The organism is Variovorax sp. J22R115 (assembly GCF_030317005.1).
Lineage (GTDB): Bacteria > Pseudomonadota > Gammaproteobacteria > Burkholderiales > Burkholderiaceae_C > Variovorax.
In genome coordinates, this window is sequence record NZ_JASZYM010000002.1 from 120,958 (window position 1) to 137,265 (window position 16,308).

12 protein-coding genes and 1 pseudogene are annotated in these 16,308 nt (G+C 64.7%); 6 read left to right on the plus strand and 7 right to left on the minus strand.

Annotated features, from left to right (window positions below):
• Positions 1 to 121: 121 nt before the first annotated feature.
• The gene (locus tag QTI04_RS03500; protein WP_286597962.1) at positions 122 to 889 is read left to right on the plus strand and encodes a PP2C family serine/threonine-protein phosphatase; all 768 of its coding nucleotides are present in this window, start codon (positions 122 to 124) and stop codon (positions 887 to 889) included.
• Positions 890 to 908: 19 nt separating this feature from the next.
• On the opposite strand, the gene QTI04_RS03505 is transcribed toward QTI04_RS03500, so the two are convergent.
• The 7 genes from QTI04_RS03505 to QTI04_RS03535 form a co-directional block, all read right to left on the minus strand.
• The gene (locus QTI04_RS03505) at positions 909 to 1,604 is read right to left on the minus strand and encodes a hypothetical protein (protein ID WP_286614226.1); all 696 of its coding nucleotides are present in this window, start codon (positions 1,602 to 1,604) and stop codon (positions 909 to 911) included.
• Complete coding sequence (zapE, locus tag QTI04_RS03510) at positions 1,604 to 2,701, minus strand: cell division protein ZapE (protein ID WP_286597960.1); 1,098 nt, start codon at positions 2,699 to 2,701, stop codon at positions 1,604 to 1,606. Before zapE ends, QTI04_RS03505 begins: the two co-directional genes overlap by 1 nt.
• Before the next feature lie 3 nt (positions 2,702 to 2,704).
• Positions 2,705 to 4,135: a dihydrolipoyl dehydrogenase gene (gene lpdA / locus QTI04_RS03515; RefSeq protein ID WP_286597959.1), complete on the minus strand. Its 1,431-nt coding sequence runs from the start codon at positions 4,133 to 4,135 to the stop codon at positions 2,705 to 2,707.
• Between the two features lie 10 nt (positions 4,136 to 4,145).
• The gene (gene odhB / locus QTI04_RS03520) at positions 4,146 to 5,414 is read right to left on the minus strand and encodes a 2-oxoglutarate dehydrogenase complex dihydrolipoyllysine-residue succinyltransferase (RefSeq protein ID WP_286614227.1); all 1,269 of its coding nucleotides are present in this window, start codon (positions 5,412 to 5,414) and stop codon (positions 4,146 to 4,148) included.
• Between the two features lie 47 nt (positions 5,415 to 5,461).
• Positions 5,462 to 8,344, minus strand: coding sequence for a 2-oxoglutarate dehydrogenase E1 component (locus tag QTI04_RS03525; RefSeq protein WP_286614228.1), 2,883 nt, complete (start codon positions 8,342 to 8,344; stop codon positions 5,462 to 5,464).
• Positions 8,345 to 8,582: 238 nt separating this feature from the next.
• Positions 8,583 to 10,538 (minus strand): propionate--CoA ligase, encoded by a 1,956-nt coding sequence (locus tag QTI04_RS03530; RefSeq protein WP_286614229.1) that lies wholly within the window; start codon positions 10,536 to 10,538, stop codon positions 8,583 to 8,585.
• Positions 10,539 to 10,652: 114 nt separating this feature from the next.
• Entirely contained in the window at positions 10,653 to 11,483 is an 831-nt protein-coding gene (locus tag QTI04_RS03535) for a phosphate/phosphite/phosphonate ABC transporter substrate-binding protein (RefSeq protein WP_286614230.1), read from the minus strand.
• Between the two features lie 283 nt (positions 11,484 to 11,766).
• On the opposite strand from QTI04_RS03535, the pseudogene QTI04_RS34260 reads away from it, so the two are divergent.
• From QTI04_RS34260 to QTI04_RS03560, 5 genes and pseudogenes are all read left to right on the plus strand, one after another.
• Positions 11,767 to 12,336: pseudogene (locus QTI04_RS34260) on the plus strand (DUF1835 domain-containing protein); the annotation flags it as partial.
• Positions 12,337 to 12,360: 24 nt separating this feature from the next.
• Positions 12,361 to 13,017 (plus strand): hypothetical protein, encoded by a 657-nt coding sequence (locus QTI04_RS03545; protein ID WP_286614232.1) that lies wholly within the window; start codon positions 12,361 to 12,363, stop codon positions 13,015 to 13,017.
• 90 nt (positions 13,018 to 13,107) lie between these two features.
• Entirely contained in the window at positions 13,108 to 14,193 is a 1,086-nt protein-coding gene (locus QTI04_RS03550; RefSeq protein WP_286614233.1) for a carboxymuconolactone decarboxylase family protein, read from the plus strand.
• Positions 14,190 to 14,972 (plus strand): adenylate/guanylate cyclase domain-containing protein, encoded by a 783-nt coding sequence (locus QTI04_RS03555; RefSeq protein ID WP_286614234.1) that lies wholly within the window; start codon positions 14,190 to 14,192, stop codon positions 14,970 to 14,972. The genes QTI04_RS03550 and QTI04_RS03555 overlap by 4 nt, the downstream gene beginning before the upstream one ends.
• 90 nt (positions 14,973 to 15,062) lie before the next feature.
• Positions 15,063 to 16,208: a 3-deoxy-7-phosphoheptulonate synthase gene (locus tag QTI04_RS03560; RefSeq protein WP_286614453.1), complete on the plus strand. Its 1,146-nt coding sequence runs from the start codon at positions 15,063 to 15,065 to the stop codon at positions 16,206 to 16,208.
• The last annotated feature ends 100 nt before the right edge of the window (positions 16,209 to 16,308 follow it).

Below are 16,308 nucleotides of genomic sequence, written 5' to 3' on the forward strand. Positions count from 1 at the left end.
GGGGCAGTGTGAATTCGACGCAACGGCGCTTCGGCCGCAGCTTGTGTTCACTCGATAATACGTCTTCGTCCCTTCTGCACGACAACATGAAAGACCGCGCCATCGGCGCATCCGCGCCCACATGACCCGAGGCTTTCGACTCGCCGCCGCGACCGGTCTCCACAAGGGAGACCGCCCCTACCAGCAGGACCAGGTCCTGATCATGTCCCACCCCCGCACGCCGGGATGCGTGCTCGGTGTGATCGCCGACGGCATGGGCGGGCGCAGCGGCGGGCGCAAGGCTTCCGATCAGGTTCTGCTGACGGCCCGCCAGCTCTTCTCGCGCTACAAGCCCGGTCGCGACGAAGGCGTGGCCATATTGCGGCAACTGCTGGAAGACGCCCACACGGTGATCAAGCTTACAGCGGTGTCCAGCGAGCAGGAGCCGCACAGCACACTGGCCGCCTTCCTCATGAACCCCGAGGGCGACTGCGCCTGGATTCATGCCGGCGACTCGCGCATCTACCACTTCCACGACGGAAAGCTGGTCAAGCGCACCAAGGATCACTCCTACGTGCAGGTGCTGGTGGACCGCGGCGAGATCAACGACGATGAAGCCAACATGCACCCGCAGAGCAACATCCTGCTGGGCTGCCTTGGCATGAACTCGAGTCCTCCGCCGGTCGACATCCACCTCGTCCCCCGCCTGCAAACGGGCGACGTGCTGATGGCCTGCAGCGACGGGCTATGGCACTACTTCAAGCCCGAGGAGATGGGCGGGTTGCTGGCGGAACAATCGCCGCGCGCTGCCGTGGAGTTGCTGGTCGCCGAAGCGCGGCGGCGTGCACACGGGACTGGCGACAACATCTCCATCGTCGTTCTGAAGCTCGAACCGCTGCCCGCAGACTGAGGCGCCGGGCACGATCCCGTCAGCGAACTACCGGAGCCGGCGCTGCAGGTGCCGGCACAGACGCAGGCGGCTCTCCAGGCGTCGGCAGGGGTGCTGAGCGAGGCTTGGTTCTCGCGGCGTTGCGCTTCTCGAGTTCCACGCGATGTTCCTCCGCCTTCTGCAGTCTTTGTTCGTACTCCGCGCGCGCCGCCGGCGCATCGGCGCGCCGCTGGGCTGCCTTGGCCTGTTCTTCGGCATGGGCGCGCTGCTTGTCGTCGAACTGGCGTTGCCGTTGGGCTGCTTCGGACGCCGTTTGCGCACGGCTTGCTGCGTGATCGGCCGCGCGCTGTTCACGGTCCTGCTGCGACTTCAGCGCTTCGTCCCGCTTCGCTTGCGCATCCTGCGCGCGCTGGTCCGCCTTCTGCTGTTCAAGCTTGTCGAGTTCCGCGGCTGCGCGGCGCTTGCGCTCGAAGTCGTTCATCGACGCTTCCTGACGCTTGATGTCGTCAGTGGCCACGCGGCGGCGGCGACGGCTTTCATGCAGGCAGTCCTCGACCGCGAACTTCCTGTAGCAGGCGGCCTGCTCGGTCGCGAAGCGGGCGTCAGCGGCCTTCCGCTCCTGTGCCAGGCGTGCCCGTTCGACGTCGAAGTTCGTGCTTCCGGTCGTCGCGTCGGACTGCGCCCAGAGGGGCAGCGCGGTCAGGCAAGTCAGCAATGCAAGGACGATGTTCTTCATCATGTAAGGCGGGTATCGACGACACGGCGTTCGAGCGCGAGGAATTCGGTCGACTGCATCTCGTTGAGTCGGGACACGGTTCGCGGAAACTCGTGGGCCAGCGGCCCTTCCGTGTACAACGCCTCGGGCGGCACTTCGGCGGACATGATCAGCTTCACGCGCCGATCGTAGAACACGTCGACCAGCCACGTGAAACGACGTGCTTCCGACGCCATGCGAACGGGCATGTAGGGCACGTCGGACAGCAGCACGGTGTGGAACTGCGTTGCGATTTCCAGGTAGTCGTTCTGCGAGCGCGGACCGCCACACAGCGTCTTGAAATCGAACCAGACCACGCCCCCGGCTTTGCGCCGCGCGTGGATCTCGCGCGACTCGATGTGCAGGACCGGGTTCTCGTCCGCGCTTTCGGCCAGCCGCTCGAAGGCCTTGCGCATTTCCTTGTCCGCCGCGGCGCCATTGGGCGTGAGATAGAGCCGCACCTGCTCCAGCGTGCGGCGGCGGTAGTCGGTGCCATTGTCGACGCTGATGACTTCGAGTCGGTCGTTCAGGAGCGCGATCGCGGGAAGGATGCGGTCCCGGTGCAGGCCGCCCGGATACAGATCGTCCGGCTTGAAGTTCGAGGTGGTGACGAAGCCCACGCCGTTCTCGAACAGCGCCACCAGAAGTCGATGCAGGATCATCGCGTCGGTGATATCGGCGACGTGGAACTCGTCGAAGCAGATCAGCCGATAGCGCTTGGCGATGCGCCGCCCGAGCTCATCCAGCGGGTTGACTGTGCCCTGAAGATCGGCCAATTCGCGGTGCACTTCGCGCATGAACTCGTGGAAGTGCAGACGCGTCTTGCGTCGGAGCGGGACTGCGTTGTAGAAGCAGTCCATCAGGAAGCTCTTGCCGCGCCCGACGCCGCCATGCATGTACACCCCGCGAGGGACGTCGGGTCGGTTGATCAGCTTCTTGAATGCGTTGGAACGCTGGGCCTTGAAATCGGCCCACTCGCTCGCGCAGCGGTCGAGCGACTCCACGGCGCGCAGCTGCGCGGGGTCGCTCTGGAACCCCCGCGCAGCCAGCTCCGCGTCATAGGCCTGGCGAACGTTCACGGATCAGAAGTTCAACGTGCGCTTGTCAACGGCGAGAGCCGCCTCCTTGGTCGCCTCCGACAGCGACGGATGCGCGTGGCAGATGCGCGCGATGTCTTCGGCGCTGGCCTTGAACTCCATGGCCACCACGGCTTCGGAGATCAGCTCACTGACCATCGGTCCGACCATGTGCACGCCGAGGATTTCGTCGGTGACCGCGTCGGCCACGAACTTGACCATGCCGGTCGTATCGCCCAGCGCACGGGCGCGCCCGTTGGCGAGGAACGGGAAGCTGCCGGCCTTGTAGGCACGGCCGCTTGCCTTGAGCTGCTGCTCGGTCTGGCCGACCCACGCGATCTCGGGCGAGGTGTAGATCACCCAAGGGATGGTGTTGAAGTTGACATGCCCGTGCTGGCCCGCGATCCGCTCGGCCACCGCGACGCCCTCTTCCTCCGCCTTGTGCGCGAGCATCGGCCCGCGCACCACGTCGCCGATGGCCCACACGTTCGGGAGGCTGGTCTTGCAGTCGTCGTCGACCACGATCGCGCCACGCTCGTCCAGTTGGAGCCCCACTGCTTCGGCGTTCAGGCCGATGGTGTTGGGCACGCGGCCGATCGAGACGATCAGCTTGTCGACCTCGAGCGACTGTGCGCCGCCCTTGGCGTCGGTGTACGCGATGCTGACGCCCTTCTTGCCGGACTTGACCTCACCGACCGTGACGCCGAGTTCGATCTTCAGGCCCTGCTTGTCAAAGGCCTTCTTCGCTTCCTTGGCGATCTGCTCGTCCACCGCGCCGAGGAAGGTCGGCAGGGCTTCGAGCACAGTCACCTCGGAACCGAGGCGGCGCCACACCGAGCCCATTTCGAGGCCGATCACGCCTGAGCCGATGAGCGCGAGCTTCTTCGGCACACCGCCGATGCGCAAGGCGCCGTCGTTCGAGAGGATCTTCTCTTCGTCGAACGGAGCGCCCGGCAAGGCGCGCGCGTTCGAGCCAGTCGAGATGATGATGTGCTTGCCGATGATGCTTTCTTCAGCCGCACCCGCCACCTTGATCTCATAGCCGCCGTCCGCGGTCTTCGCGAACGAGCCGCGGCCGTGGAAGAAGGCAACCTTGTTCTTCTTGAACAAGTAGACGATGCCGTCGTTGTTCTGCTTCACGACGGTGTCCTTGCGCGCCAGCATCTTCTCGACATCGAGGCCGAGGCCTTCGATCTTGATGCCGTGGTCGGCAAAGCTGTGTGCCGCGTGCTCGTAGTGCTCGGACGATTGCAGCAGCGCCTTCGAGGGAATGCAGCCGATGTTGGTGCAGGTGCCGCCCAAGGCCGGTCCGCCCTTTGCGTTCTTCCACTCGTCGATGCAGGCCACGTTGAAGCCCAGCTGCGCCGCACGGATCGCGGCGACGTAGCCGCCGGGGCCGCCACCGATGACGATGACGTCGAATTGTTTGTCAGACATCCGTGGCTCCTCAGATGTCGAAGAGGAGGCGTGCGGGATCTTCCAGCGCTTCCTTCATGGCGACGAGGCCCAGGACGGCTTCGCGGCCGTCGATGATGCGGTGGTCATAGCTCATCGCGAGGTAGTTCATCGGGCGAACGACAACCTGGCCGTTCTCCACCACGGCGCGGTCCTTGGTCGCATGCACGCCCAGGATGGCCGACTGCGGCGGGTTGATGATCGGCGTCGACAGCATCGAGCCGAACACGCCGCCGTTGGAGATCGAGAAGGTGCCGCCGGTCATCTCTTCGATGCCCAGCTTGCCGTCGCGCGCCTTGGCGCCGTACTCGGCGATCTTCTTCTCGATGTCCGCAAAGCTCATCTGGTCGGCATTGCGCAGGATCGGCACCACCAGGCCACGCGGCGAACCGACCGCGATGCCGATGTCGAAGTAACCGTGATAGACGATGTCGTTGCCGTCCACCGAAGCGTTGAGCACCGGGTACTTCTTGAGCGCATGCACCGCGGCCTTCACGAAGAAGCTCATGAAGCCGATCTTGACGCCGTGCTCCTTCTCGAACTTCTCCTGGAAGCGCTTGCGCATCTCCATCACGGGCGCCATGTTCACCTCGTTGAAGGTGGTCAGGATCGCGTTGGTGGACTGCGATTGCAGCAGGCGCTCGGCGATGCGCGCGCGCAGGCGGCTCATCGGGACGCGCTCTTCCGGACGCTCGCCGAGATCGGGTGCGCCGGCCGGCGAAGCGACTTGCTGCAAGGCAGCCTTCGGCGCGCCGGTCGGAACGGGCACGGGCGCAGCGACCTTGGCGGTCGCGCCCGAAGCGACGGCACCGAGCACGTCGCCCTTGGTGACGCGGCCGTCCTTGCCGGTGCCCGCGACGTCGCCGGTGCTCAGCTTGTTGTCCGCCAGCAGCTTGGCCGCGGCGGGCATGGCCACGTCGGACTTCGAGCCGCCGGTGGCAGAAGCGGCAGCGGCAGCGGCAGGAGCCGCTGCCGGAGCAGCGACGGGCGCTGCAGCCGGCGCGGCAGCGCCGGCCTTGCCTTCGGTGTCGATCTTCGCGATGAGTTGGTCGGCCACGACGGTCGCGCCGTCGCCCGCCACGATTTCGGCCAGCACGCCGGCAGCCGGGGCCGGTACTTCCAGCACGACCTTGTCGGTTTCGATCTCGATCAGGATTTCATCGATGGCGACAGCTTCGCCGGGCTTCTTCTTCCACTGGAGCATGGTGGCTTCGGCCACGGACTCGGACAACTGGGGGACTTTGACTTCAACGATGGACATTTTCTATTCCGCTTCGTGTTTCTTTGTGAGGTGAATGTGAGTTCTTCTTACTTGGTCAGCACGAAGCCTTTGAGCTTGCCGAACGCGCCGTCGACCAGCGCCTTCTGCTGTTCCTGGTGCAGGTGCGAGTAGCCCACGGCGGGCGATGCCGAGGCGGCACGGCCGGAGTAGCCGAGCTTCTGGCCTTCCTGCATGTTCTCGTGGATGTAGTGCTGCACGAAGAACCAGGCGCCCTGGTTCTGCGGCTCGTCCTGGCACCACACCACGTCGACGAGGTTGGGGTACTTCTTCAGCTCGGCGGCGAAGGCCTTGTGTGGGAAGGGATAGAGCTGCTCGACGCGGATGATCGCGACGTCGTCGGTGCCCTTTTCCTCGCGCTTCTTCGCCAGGTCGTAATAGACCTTGCCGGAGCAGGCGATGACGCGCTTGACCTTCTCGGCCTTGAGATCCTTGTTGTCCGGAATGACCGTCTGGAAGCTGCCCTTGGTGAACTCGGACAGCGGCGAGGTCGCGTCCTTGTTACGCAGCAGCGACTTCGGCGTCATGATCACCAGCGGCTTGCGCAGGTTGCGCACCATCTGGCGACGCAGCACGTGGAAGATCTGGCTGGCCGTGGTCGGCTGCACCACCTGGATGTTGGTGTCGGCCGACAACTGCATGAAGCGCTCGAGGCGCGCCGAGCTGTGCTCGGGGCCCTGGCCTTCGTAGCCGTGCGGCAGCATCAGCGTGATGCCGTTGACACGGCCCCACTTGACTTCGCCCGATGCGATGAACTGGTCGATCACGACCTGAGCGCCGTTGACGAAGTCGCCGAACTGCGCTTCCCAGATCACGAGCGTGTTCGGATCGTTGGAGGCGTAGCCGTATTCGAACGCGAGCACGGCTTCTTCCGACAGGATCGAGTCGATCACGACGAACGGTGCCTGGTTGTCGGCGACGTTCTGCAGGGGCACGTAGGTGCCTACGTCGAACTTCTCGCGGTTCTGGTCGTGCAACACGGCGTGGCGGTGCGTGAAAGTACCGCGGCCGCTGTCTTCACCCGACAGGCGCACCGGATAGCCGCTGGCCACGAGCGAGGCGAAAGCCATGTGCTCGCCCATGCCCCAGTCGACGTTGACGTCGCCGCGGCCCATCGCGGCGCGGTCGTCCAGCACCTTCTTGACCAGCGGGTGCACGGTGAAGTTGTCCGGTGCCTTGGTGATGCGTTCGGCCAGCCGCTTCCATTCGGCGGTCGGGATGGCCGTGTCGCCGGCGTCGGTCCACTTCTTGTTCAGGAAGGGGTGCCAGTCCACCGCGTACTTGCTCTTGAAGTTGGTCAGCACTGGGTCCGAGGTGTTCCTGCCGGCATCGAAAGCCGCGCGCTGCGCCTTGACCAGGTCGTCGCCGAGCGTGGCGCCCATGCCCTGGGCGGTGAGCTTGTCGGCGTAGAGCTTGCGCGTACCGGGATGCTGCGCGATCTTCTTGTACATCAGCGGCTGCGTGAGCGCCGGCGTGTCCTGCTCGTTGTGGCCCAGCTTGCGGAAGCAGACGATGTCGACCACCACGTCCTTCTGGAACTCCATGCGGAATTCGAGGGCGAGCTGGGTCGCGAGCACCACGGCTTCGGGGTCGTCACCATTCACGTGCAGCACCGGCGCTTCGATCATCTTGACGATGTCGGTGCAATACAGCGTCGAGCGGCTGTCGCGCGGGTCGCTGGTGGTGAAGCCAATCTGGTTGTTGATCACGATGTGCACCGTGCCACCCGTGGAATAGCCGCGCGTCTCGGCCAGCGCCAGCGTTTCCATCACGACGCCCTGCCCTGCGAAGGCGGCGTCACCGTGCACGATGACCGGCAGCACCTGCTTGCCGAGCGGGTCGGCGCGACGGTCCATGCGAGCGCGCACGGAGCCTTCGACCACCGGGTTCACGATCTCAAGGTGCGAGGGGTTGAATGCCAGGCTCAGGTGCACCGGGCCGCCGGGCGTCGACACGTCCGAGCTGAAGCCCTGGTGGTACTTGACGTCGCCGCTGGGCAGGTCTTCGGGTGCCGTGTGGTCGAACTCCGCGAAGAGGTCCGCCGGCATCTTGCCGAGCGAATTCACCAGCACGTTGAGACGGCCGCGGTGGGCCATGCCGATCACGATTTCCTGGACGCCCTTGATACCGGCCTGCTTGATCACCTCGTCCATCGCGACGATGAAGCTTTCACCGCCTTCGAGCGAGAAGCGCTTCTGGCCGACGTACTTGGTGTGCAGGAAGCGTTCGAGGCCTTCGGCAGCGGTCAGACGCTCGAGCACGCGCTTCTTCTGTTCGGCGGAGAGCTGCGGATTGGTGCGGGCGCTTTCGAGCCGTTGCTGCCACCAGCGCTTCTGCGCCTGGTCGGTCATGTACATGTACTCGACGCCGATGGTGCCGCAGTAGGTTTCGCGCAGCGCATTGAGCAGATCGCGCAGCGACATCGTTTCCTTGCCGAAAAAGGTGTTGCTCGTGTTGAACACCGTTTCCAGGTCGGCATCTGCAAAGCCGTAGAAAGAAGGCTCGAGTTCGGGAATCGCGGGACGCTCGGTGCGCTTGAGCGGATCGAGGTCGGCCCAGCGGGCGCCGACGTTGCGATAGGCAGCAATCAGCTGCTGGACGGCCGTGCGCTTGCGGCCGAGTTCGGAATCGGCGCCGCTGGCGACGACCACCTTGGTCGTGCCCTGCTTGGCGCGCTCGGCGAAGGCATTGACGACCGGCAGGTGCGGCACGTCCTTGGTGTTGGTTCCGTCCGTCGCGGGGACGTTCTGGAGCGCGTCGAAGTACGAGCGCCAGTTGTCGGGCACGCTGCCCGGGTTGGAGAGGTAGTTTTCGTACATCTCTTCGACATAGGGCGCGTTGCCGCCGAAGAGGTAGGTATTGCCTTGATAGGCGCTGTAGACGGACGAAGACGTCGACGAGGAATCGCTCATATTCCGCTGACCTTCGCTTCCCTGAAGGAAGCACTAGCTGGTTAAGAAACCTTCCGCGACACGGCTGAACCGATTGGCGGATGCGACTGTGGCTGGGGAAGGGCCTGAGTACCGGCGGATTGTAACCCCCAGGCTTGCCCACTACGTGTGGCCGCCCACCCCCTTTGCAAGGGGGCAATACCAGCCGTCCGCCAAGGCCGGTTCCGCGGTATTTCTGGACTGAGGCGGCGGCGGACGGTCAGAGCAGGTTCTTGATTTGCTGGAGGGTGGACGGGTCGTCGATGGTCGTCAGGTCGCCGGGATCGCGTTGCTCGCACACGGCCTGGATCGCGCGGCGGAGGAGCTTGCCACTGCGTGTCTTGGGCAATGCGGCCACGAAGCGCACGCGCGCGGGCCGGGCCAGGGCACCGAGATCGTCTGATACGCGCTTCATGATTTCCCCTTCAAGCTGCAGGGCCATCTTCTCGTCTGCGACAGCCGCGCCGTCCTTGGGAACGACGAAGGCCATCGCCACCTGGCCCTTGAGCGCATCGGCCACGCCGACCACGGCGACTTCGGCTACGTTCGCGTGGCCGGAGATGCTCTCCTCGATCTCGCGCGTGCCCAGCCGGTGGCCGGCCACATTGATCACGTCGTCGGTGCGGCCGAGGATGTAGAAATAGCCGTCGGCGTCTCGAATGCCCCAGTCGAAGGTCGAATACACCAGCTTGCCCGGAACGCCCTTCCAGTAGGTATTGACGAAGCGCTCGTCGTCCCTCCAGACCGTCTGCATGAAGCCCGGTGGCGTCGGGCCCTCGATGACGACGACGCCCTTCTCGTTCGCGCCGGTGAGTTCGTCGCCGGTCGTCTCATCGAGGATCTTGACCTTGAAGCCGTACATCGGGATGCCCGGGCTGCCGAACTTGCTCGGTGTGCGCTCCACGCCATTCGCGACCGTGAGGATCGGCCAGCCGGACTCGGTCTGCCAGTAGTTGTCGATGATCGGCACGCCCAGCCCCTCGCTGATCCAGCGACCTGTCGGCTCGTCGAGCGGCTCGCCCGCCAGGAAGAGCGCACGCAGGCTCGACAGGTCGTACTTCTTCAGCAGCGCGGGGTCCTGCTTCTTCAGCACGCGCACCGCCGTGGGCGCACTGAACATCACCGTCACCCTGTACTTCTCGACCAGGCGCCACCAGATGCCGCCGTCAGGCTGCTGGTCGAGACCTTGCGTCGGCAGGCCCTCGTACATGAGGGTCGCCATGCCCGCGATCAGCGGGCCATAGACGATGTAGCTGTGACCGACTACCCACCCGATGTCGCTGGTCGAGAAATAGCTTTCGCCGGCGCGGCCGTCGAAGATGTGCTGCATGCTCGCGGCGAGTGCGACGGCGTAGCCGCCGGTGTCGCGCTGTACGCCCTTCGGCTTGCCGGTGGTGCCGCTGGTGTAGAGGGTGTAGCTGATATCCGTCGCATCGAGCCAGACGCAGGGCACCTCGACATCGCGATGCCTCTTCATCAGCGCACTCGCAAGATGGTCGCGGCCTTCGGTCAGCGCCATCGGCGCCAGGCCGCGATCGAACAGCAGCACCGCATCGGGCTTGTGCGAAGACAGCCGGATCGCCTCGTCGAGCAAGGGCTTGTACGCAAGGACCTTGTTGCCGCGCGACCCGGCATCGGCGCTCACGATGACCTTCGGCGTCGCGTCCTCGATGCGCGACGCCAGCGAGCCACTCGCAAAGCCGCCGAACACCACGCAATGGATGGCCCCGATGCGCGCGCAGGCCAGCATGGCGAAGGCCGCCTCCGGAATCATCGGCATGTAGATCAGGACGCGGTCACCCTTGCCGACGCCCAGTTCCATCAGGCTGGCAGCGACGCGCTGCACTTCGGCATGGAGTTCCTTGAAGCTGTAGCTCTTCTCGACGCCGGTCTCGGTCGACACGAAGATCAAGGCGCGTTGATCACCGCGACGGGCCAGATGGCGATCGACCGCGTTGTGGCAGAGGTTGGTCGTACCACCCACGAACCAGCGCGCGAAAGGCGGCCGGCTGGCGTCCAGAGTCTGTTGCGGCGGCGACTTCCAGTCGATCAACCGGGCCTGTTCGGCCCAGAAGCCTTCGGGGTCGTCGACGGACCGGCGATAGAACTCTGCGTAGCGGCTCATGGGCATGTCTCCTTGTCTTGCAGATCCGGCCGCCGCCGAAACTGAATTCATAATTATTGAGACCGTGCTTTCTGCAAGCTGACAGCCGGCCTGGATTTTCAAAACAAGGCAAACCGGCCTGCGCGGTGCAGGCGATCCCCGTGGCGCTCGTCGCGCGGATTCGGGTCAGATCCCCAGCCAGGTCATCAACGACTTCTCGACTTCCACCGAGGGCGCGATGAATCCGGTGTACGTCGAGGTGGCGAGCGCACGCTTGCCGGCATCGAACTGTCCGAGCCCCAGCAAGGTGTCGCGCACCGTGGCGACTGTGCTCGCGTCGAGCTTGCTCGAGGCGAGCCACTGCTTGATGGGAACGGCGCGCGATTCGGCGCAGGTCTTCCCGCCAGTGGACTTCCAGGCCTTGATCACACCGGCTGACGCGGTGGCGCCGTAGACGGCGAAACCGTTCTGCACATAGAACGGCACCGCATCCTGGTAGCGCGTGTTGGTGGTCTTGACCGCGCCCTCCTGCAGGCCCTGCTCACGCAGCATCGCACGCGTGATCACGGAGGTGATGGAGTCCGGATCGGGCATGACCAGGCTCTTGCCGGCGATCTCCTTCCAATTGGAGATGGCTTTCAGGTCCTTGCACAGGAAGGACACCTTGTAATCCGTGAAGCCCGCGGTCCAGGCGAGCGTCTTGAAGTGGCCCGCCTTGGTCGCCTCGAACGCCACGTGGGCCGGATGCACGAAGGCCAGGTCGACCTGGTTCTCCTTCAACGCCTCGCGCGCGTTGCGGTACGAGCTCAGGACCTTGATCGTCACCGGCTGCTTCAGCGCCTTGCCCAGCGCCTCGGCGATAGGCTCGAACTTGGCCTCGATCTGGCTGTCACTGGCCTGATAGGTCACGCCCTCGGTCACGCCGATGACCAGCGCATGGGCTGGGGCGGCTGCGGCCAGCAGGAAGGCCGCAGCCCACGGGAGGAGGCTCGGATGCTGATCGGCGCAGTCATTCATCACGGATGTCTCGAGTAGTTGGAATGGCCCGCAGAATAGGCGAGTGCCAGCCCGTTGTGGGTGAATCGGGCGAATTTCGGCCACATTTTTCGAGTCAAAGTGCGCAATTTCGCTGGCGGGGGCCCTTCGGTCACTTTTCAGCGTTGCGCTGGAAACTAGAATTCCGCCGGGCGTCTCTCCACGCCTCCCGTCCGCGGAAAGGGCTGCGCCCAGGCTTCAGATCACAGCGCATTCACATGCGACTCCCGGCCAGCCAGCGGACACGGCCGATCTTGGAGATCGTATGCCCAACGACTATCGCGCCTCGGCCTACAACGGCCATATCAACCTCGAGCACCAACGCAAGCGAGCCAAGGAGCTCCTCACTCGGCTGAGAGACGGTACGGCGGTGTCCCAGCAAGCCCTGCTCGAGCGACATGCGCTCTACTCCGCCCCTCCCCGATTGGCGGACGCGCAGTGGCTCATCGCTCGCGAGCTCGGGTTCCCGAGTTGGCCCAAGCTCAAATCGCATACCGACGCTGTTGATTTCGCCGCTCGACATCCGCAGTTCGCTGCAGACCGCGAAGCCAGCACTCAGCATTGGCGCTGCGGCAACGACATTGCTCACAGCCTGCGCGTGGCCGGCTTCCGAGGCGAATTCCACATGTTTGCGGATCCCCTGTGCATGGGACCCGCACCGGACGTACCCGATCTCGAATTCCTCGAGCTTCGCTGCGATTTCATCAGCAGTGCCTTCGACATGCCCGTCGACGACGCGCGGCAGCGCATGCGGGGCGAGTACCGAGACCTCGCCCGGATTTCGCAGGCCCCGCATGCCGTACTTTGGTGCGATGCGGATGCGTACGACCAGTTGTTTCTCATTGCCGTCCTGGCGGGGATGACCACGCCACCGGAATTGCTGGAGCTGATAGAGATCAGCCACGTCCCAGGCGTCGAAAGGTTCATCGGAATCGGGCAGTTGGCGCCAGAGGTTCTCGCGTGGCTATGGCCCCAACGACGCCGCCTGGAAGCAAGCACCCTCGAACTCGCACGCACGGCGTGGAAGGCGTATCGCGCCTCTTCGCCTCAAGCCTGGGCCGAACTGGCCTTCAGTGAGTCCTTGGGGCTGCCGTTCCTGGCACCAGCGCTGCGTCGCCAACTGCAGGAGCTCCCATCTCTGCGCGACGGACTGTCCCTGACCGAACGACTTGTGTTGGAGATCATCCGTGAACTCGATCGGCCCACTTTGGGCCGGATCTTCAGTGAACTGATGAGTGTTCGAGAACCTCTTCCGTTCCTGGGCGACTCGATGTTCTACGCGTCGGCGCGCGCCCTGATCGATGTGGAGAATCCTTTGATTCGAGAAATCGACACCCAGCTGGATTGGACTCGCCGGCCGCTCGAACTGACTGGCTTGGGCAAGGTTGTCCTGGAGGGCGCCGCCTACTGGGTCGATCACGCCAGCACCACTCGCTGGATCGGTGGCGTGCGGATCGAGCCTGGCCGGCCGCACTGGGCGCTCGACGAAGCACTCGTGCCGAAGTGGCGCCCATAAGGATCCTGGGGCGTGGTGAAGGCCAAAGGCAGCATGCGGCCAGCTGCTCGGCGTTGCGGCAGAATCCGTCCAATTCCGGTGGAGTGGCCGATGGCTGTGTTGCTGAGCGAAATCCAATGGGGCGACCCGGTCCTGCCGGCTGCGCACGACGTGGAGTGGGAAGCCGAACTCAAGCGCCGCGGCGCCCAGGTCCTGGAGGTTGACCGCCGAGTCGCACCCAGCCGCTGGTTGCGCGAGGCAGCCTACGAGGCGACGAGCTATGTGCCGGGCGCTCTGACGGAGCGGCTGCACCGCATGGGGAACATGGTGACGGCACAGGAGAATTCCTGCCGCTACTGCTATGGCGCGAACCGCGCTTACATGAAGGTGCTGGGCTATTCCGAGTCATTCATCCAGCAAGTCGAACGCGACGTGCAGACGGCCGAGCTGGACGACAAGGAGCGCGCGTACATCGCCTTCTGCCGCAGTCTGGCCCGATCAAGGCCCCGCCCGGCCGCGGCAGAGCGTGCTGCCCTGCTCAAGCTCGGCTACACGCCGGCGCAAATCGGCGAGATCGCCTTTGCGATCTCGCTCGGGTGCTTCTACAACCGCGTCAGCACCCTGTTGGCGTGTCCGTCGGAACAGAAGTTCGAACGCATGGCCAGCGGACCGTTCCGTTGGCTGCTCGCGCTCGCCATGCCGTTGATGAAGAAGTTCGCGCCGAGCAGGCCGGCGGAAGCGGCGATGGATCAGACTGCATTGGCCGCGGGCCCGTTTGGCGTCGTGGTGGCGCCGCTTGCGGGTCTCCGTGCAGGCCGAGTCATGAAGGCGGCGCTCGACGGCGCGTTCGAGACGGGGGTGCTGAGCCGCAGCGCCAAAGTGCTGATGTTCGCCGTGGTCGCGCGCACGCTCGGCTGCCCGCATTGCGAAGCCGCGGCGACCCAGTTGCTTTTCGAAGAGGGCCTGAGTCAGACGGAAATCGAAAGCGCCTTGGCAACGCTTCGTTGCCCCCGCCTGGCACAACGCGAAGCCGGCCTCCTGGCCTGGGCGCGCGACACGGTGTACTACGAACCTTCGTCGATCCAGCAAAAGACGCGCGCCCTCGGTGCCGTACTGGACGCCGACGCGCTGCTGGAAGCCATTGGGGTGGCATCGCTGGCGAATGGGACCGTCCGGCTGGCCATGTTGCTGGAATGATGGCGCTGGCATGGGTCCTTGCCGCGGTCGGGGCCGTCGTCCTTTCGAGCCTGGCAGTACTCGTCCTGCGCGGCCGTCGCCAGAACGATCAGCTCGAGAAGCTGCTGCTGGCCTCCGATGAAAAGCTGGAGCAACTGCAACGTCAGTTCGAGCGTTTCGTGCCGGCTGACGTGGTCGAGCGGCTCACCCGCACCGATGACGCCTTTGCGCCCGAGCGACGCCAGGTGACGATGTTGTTTGCCGACCTGCGCGGCTTCACGGCCTTGTGCGATCGGCTCGACCCCGCCGTCACCGTGAGCATCCTGAACGACTACTTCCGCCACATGACCGTTGCCATTACCCATCATCACGGTCACGTCACCGAGTTCGTGGGCGACGGCTTGCTGGCCCTGTTCGGCGCCATGGAATCCAACCCCTGGCAGGCGCGAGACGCCGTGCTGGCCGCTCTGGAAATGCGCGCGGCACTGGCGCGCTACAACGCCACTTTGCGTGAGAAGGGCCTGCCTGAACTGCGCTTCGGCATCGGCATTCACGGCGGAGAGGTGGTGGCAGGCGTGATCGGCACCGCAGGCTTGTCGAAGTTCAGCGTGACGGGCGATCCGATCAACGTTGCTGCCCGGGTCGAAGGGCTGACCAGCAAGTACGAAGTCGATCTGCTGATCACTGAGGACATTCGCCGCACGGTCCAGGATCAGTTTCGCCTCCGGCCGATGCCCCCGGCGATGGTCAAGGGCAAGGCGGAACCGATCCAGACCTATGGCGTGGAGTCCGAAGCATGAGGAACGTCCACGAAGCCGTCCGAGTTGTGCTGCTCCGTTGCGAGCTGTCGCTGATGGACAATGGCCGCTTCCTCAACCGATGCGCACAACATGCCGAAGCTCGACGACCCCCTCCACGATGCCGAGATCGGTTCCCGCGACAGCACGATCGATACCACTCGCATTGACGACGTTCGCATCGGCGCGGTTCGGCCACTGATGACGCCGGCGCTCCTGCAGGAAAGGGTCCCGGTTCTGGACAACACGCTCGCGCTGGTGGAGCAGAGCCGCGCGGCGATTGCCGATATCCTGCATGGACGCGATGACCGGCTGATCGTCGTGGTCGGACCTTGCTCGATCCACGACCACGACCAGGCCATCGAATATGCCCTCCGGCTGAAGAAGGTGGCCGACGATCTCGAAAACGACCTCCTGATCGTCATGCGCACCTATTTCGAGAAGCCGCGCACGACGGTCGGCTGGAAGGGCTACATCAACGATCCGCACCTCGACGGCAGCTTCGCGATCAACGAAGGCCTCGAACGTGCGCGGCGCCTGCTTCTGGAGTTGACGCTGCTGGGGCTGCCGACGGGCACCGAGTTTCTCGACCTGCTGAGTCCTCAGTTCATCGCCGATCTGATTGCCTGGGGCGCCATCGGGGCCCGCACCACTGAGAGCCAAAGCCATCGCCAGCTCGCCTCGGGGCTCAGCTGTCCGGTGGGCTTCAAGAACGGGACCGACGGGAGCATCAAGGTGGCCGCCGATGCCATCCTTGCGGCGAGGGCTCCGCACGCATTCATGGGCATGACCAAGATGGGGATGGCCGCAATCTTCGAGACCCGCGGCAACGACGACTGCCACGTGATCCTCCGCGGCGGAAAGGCGCCGAACTATTCGGCCATCGACGTGGCCGCGAGTTGTGCCGCTCTGCGTGCCAATGGCCTGGCGGAGCAGGTCATGATCGACGTCTCGCACGGCAACAGCAGCAAGCAGCACCAGCGGCAGATCGCCGTGGCGCACGACGTGGCGGAGCAGATCTCCGCGGGCGACTCGCGCATCACCGGAGTGATGATCGAAAGTCATCTTGAGGAAGGCCGACAGGACCTGATTCCCGGCGTGCCGCCCAAGCACGGCGTCTCGATCACAGATGCCTGCATCAGCTTCACGCAGACAGTCCCGGTCCTGGACGACTTGGCGAATGCCGTGCGTAGCCGGCGCAAGAGCAGTCCCGGATTCCGCGGAGGCCCGACGGGCTGACTCGGAGGTTTTATTCGTCGCACCCTTCAGGGGGTTCCCCGTGCCGGTAGGAATTGTCTGTCTGCGCCTTCAGCGTCCCGCTGAGTCCTGGATATCATCG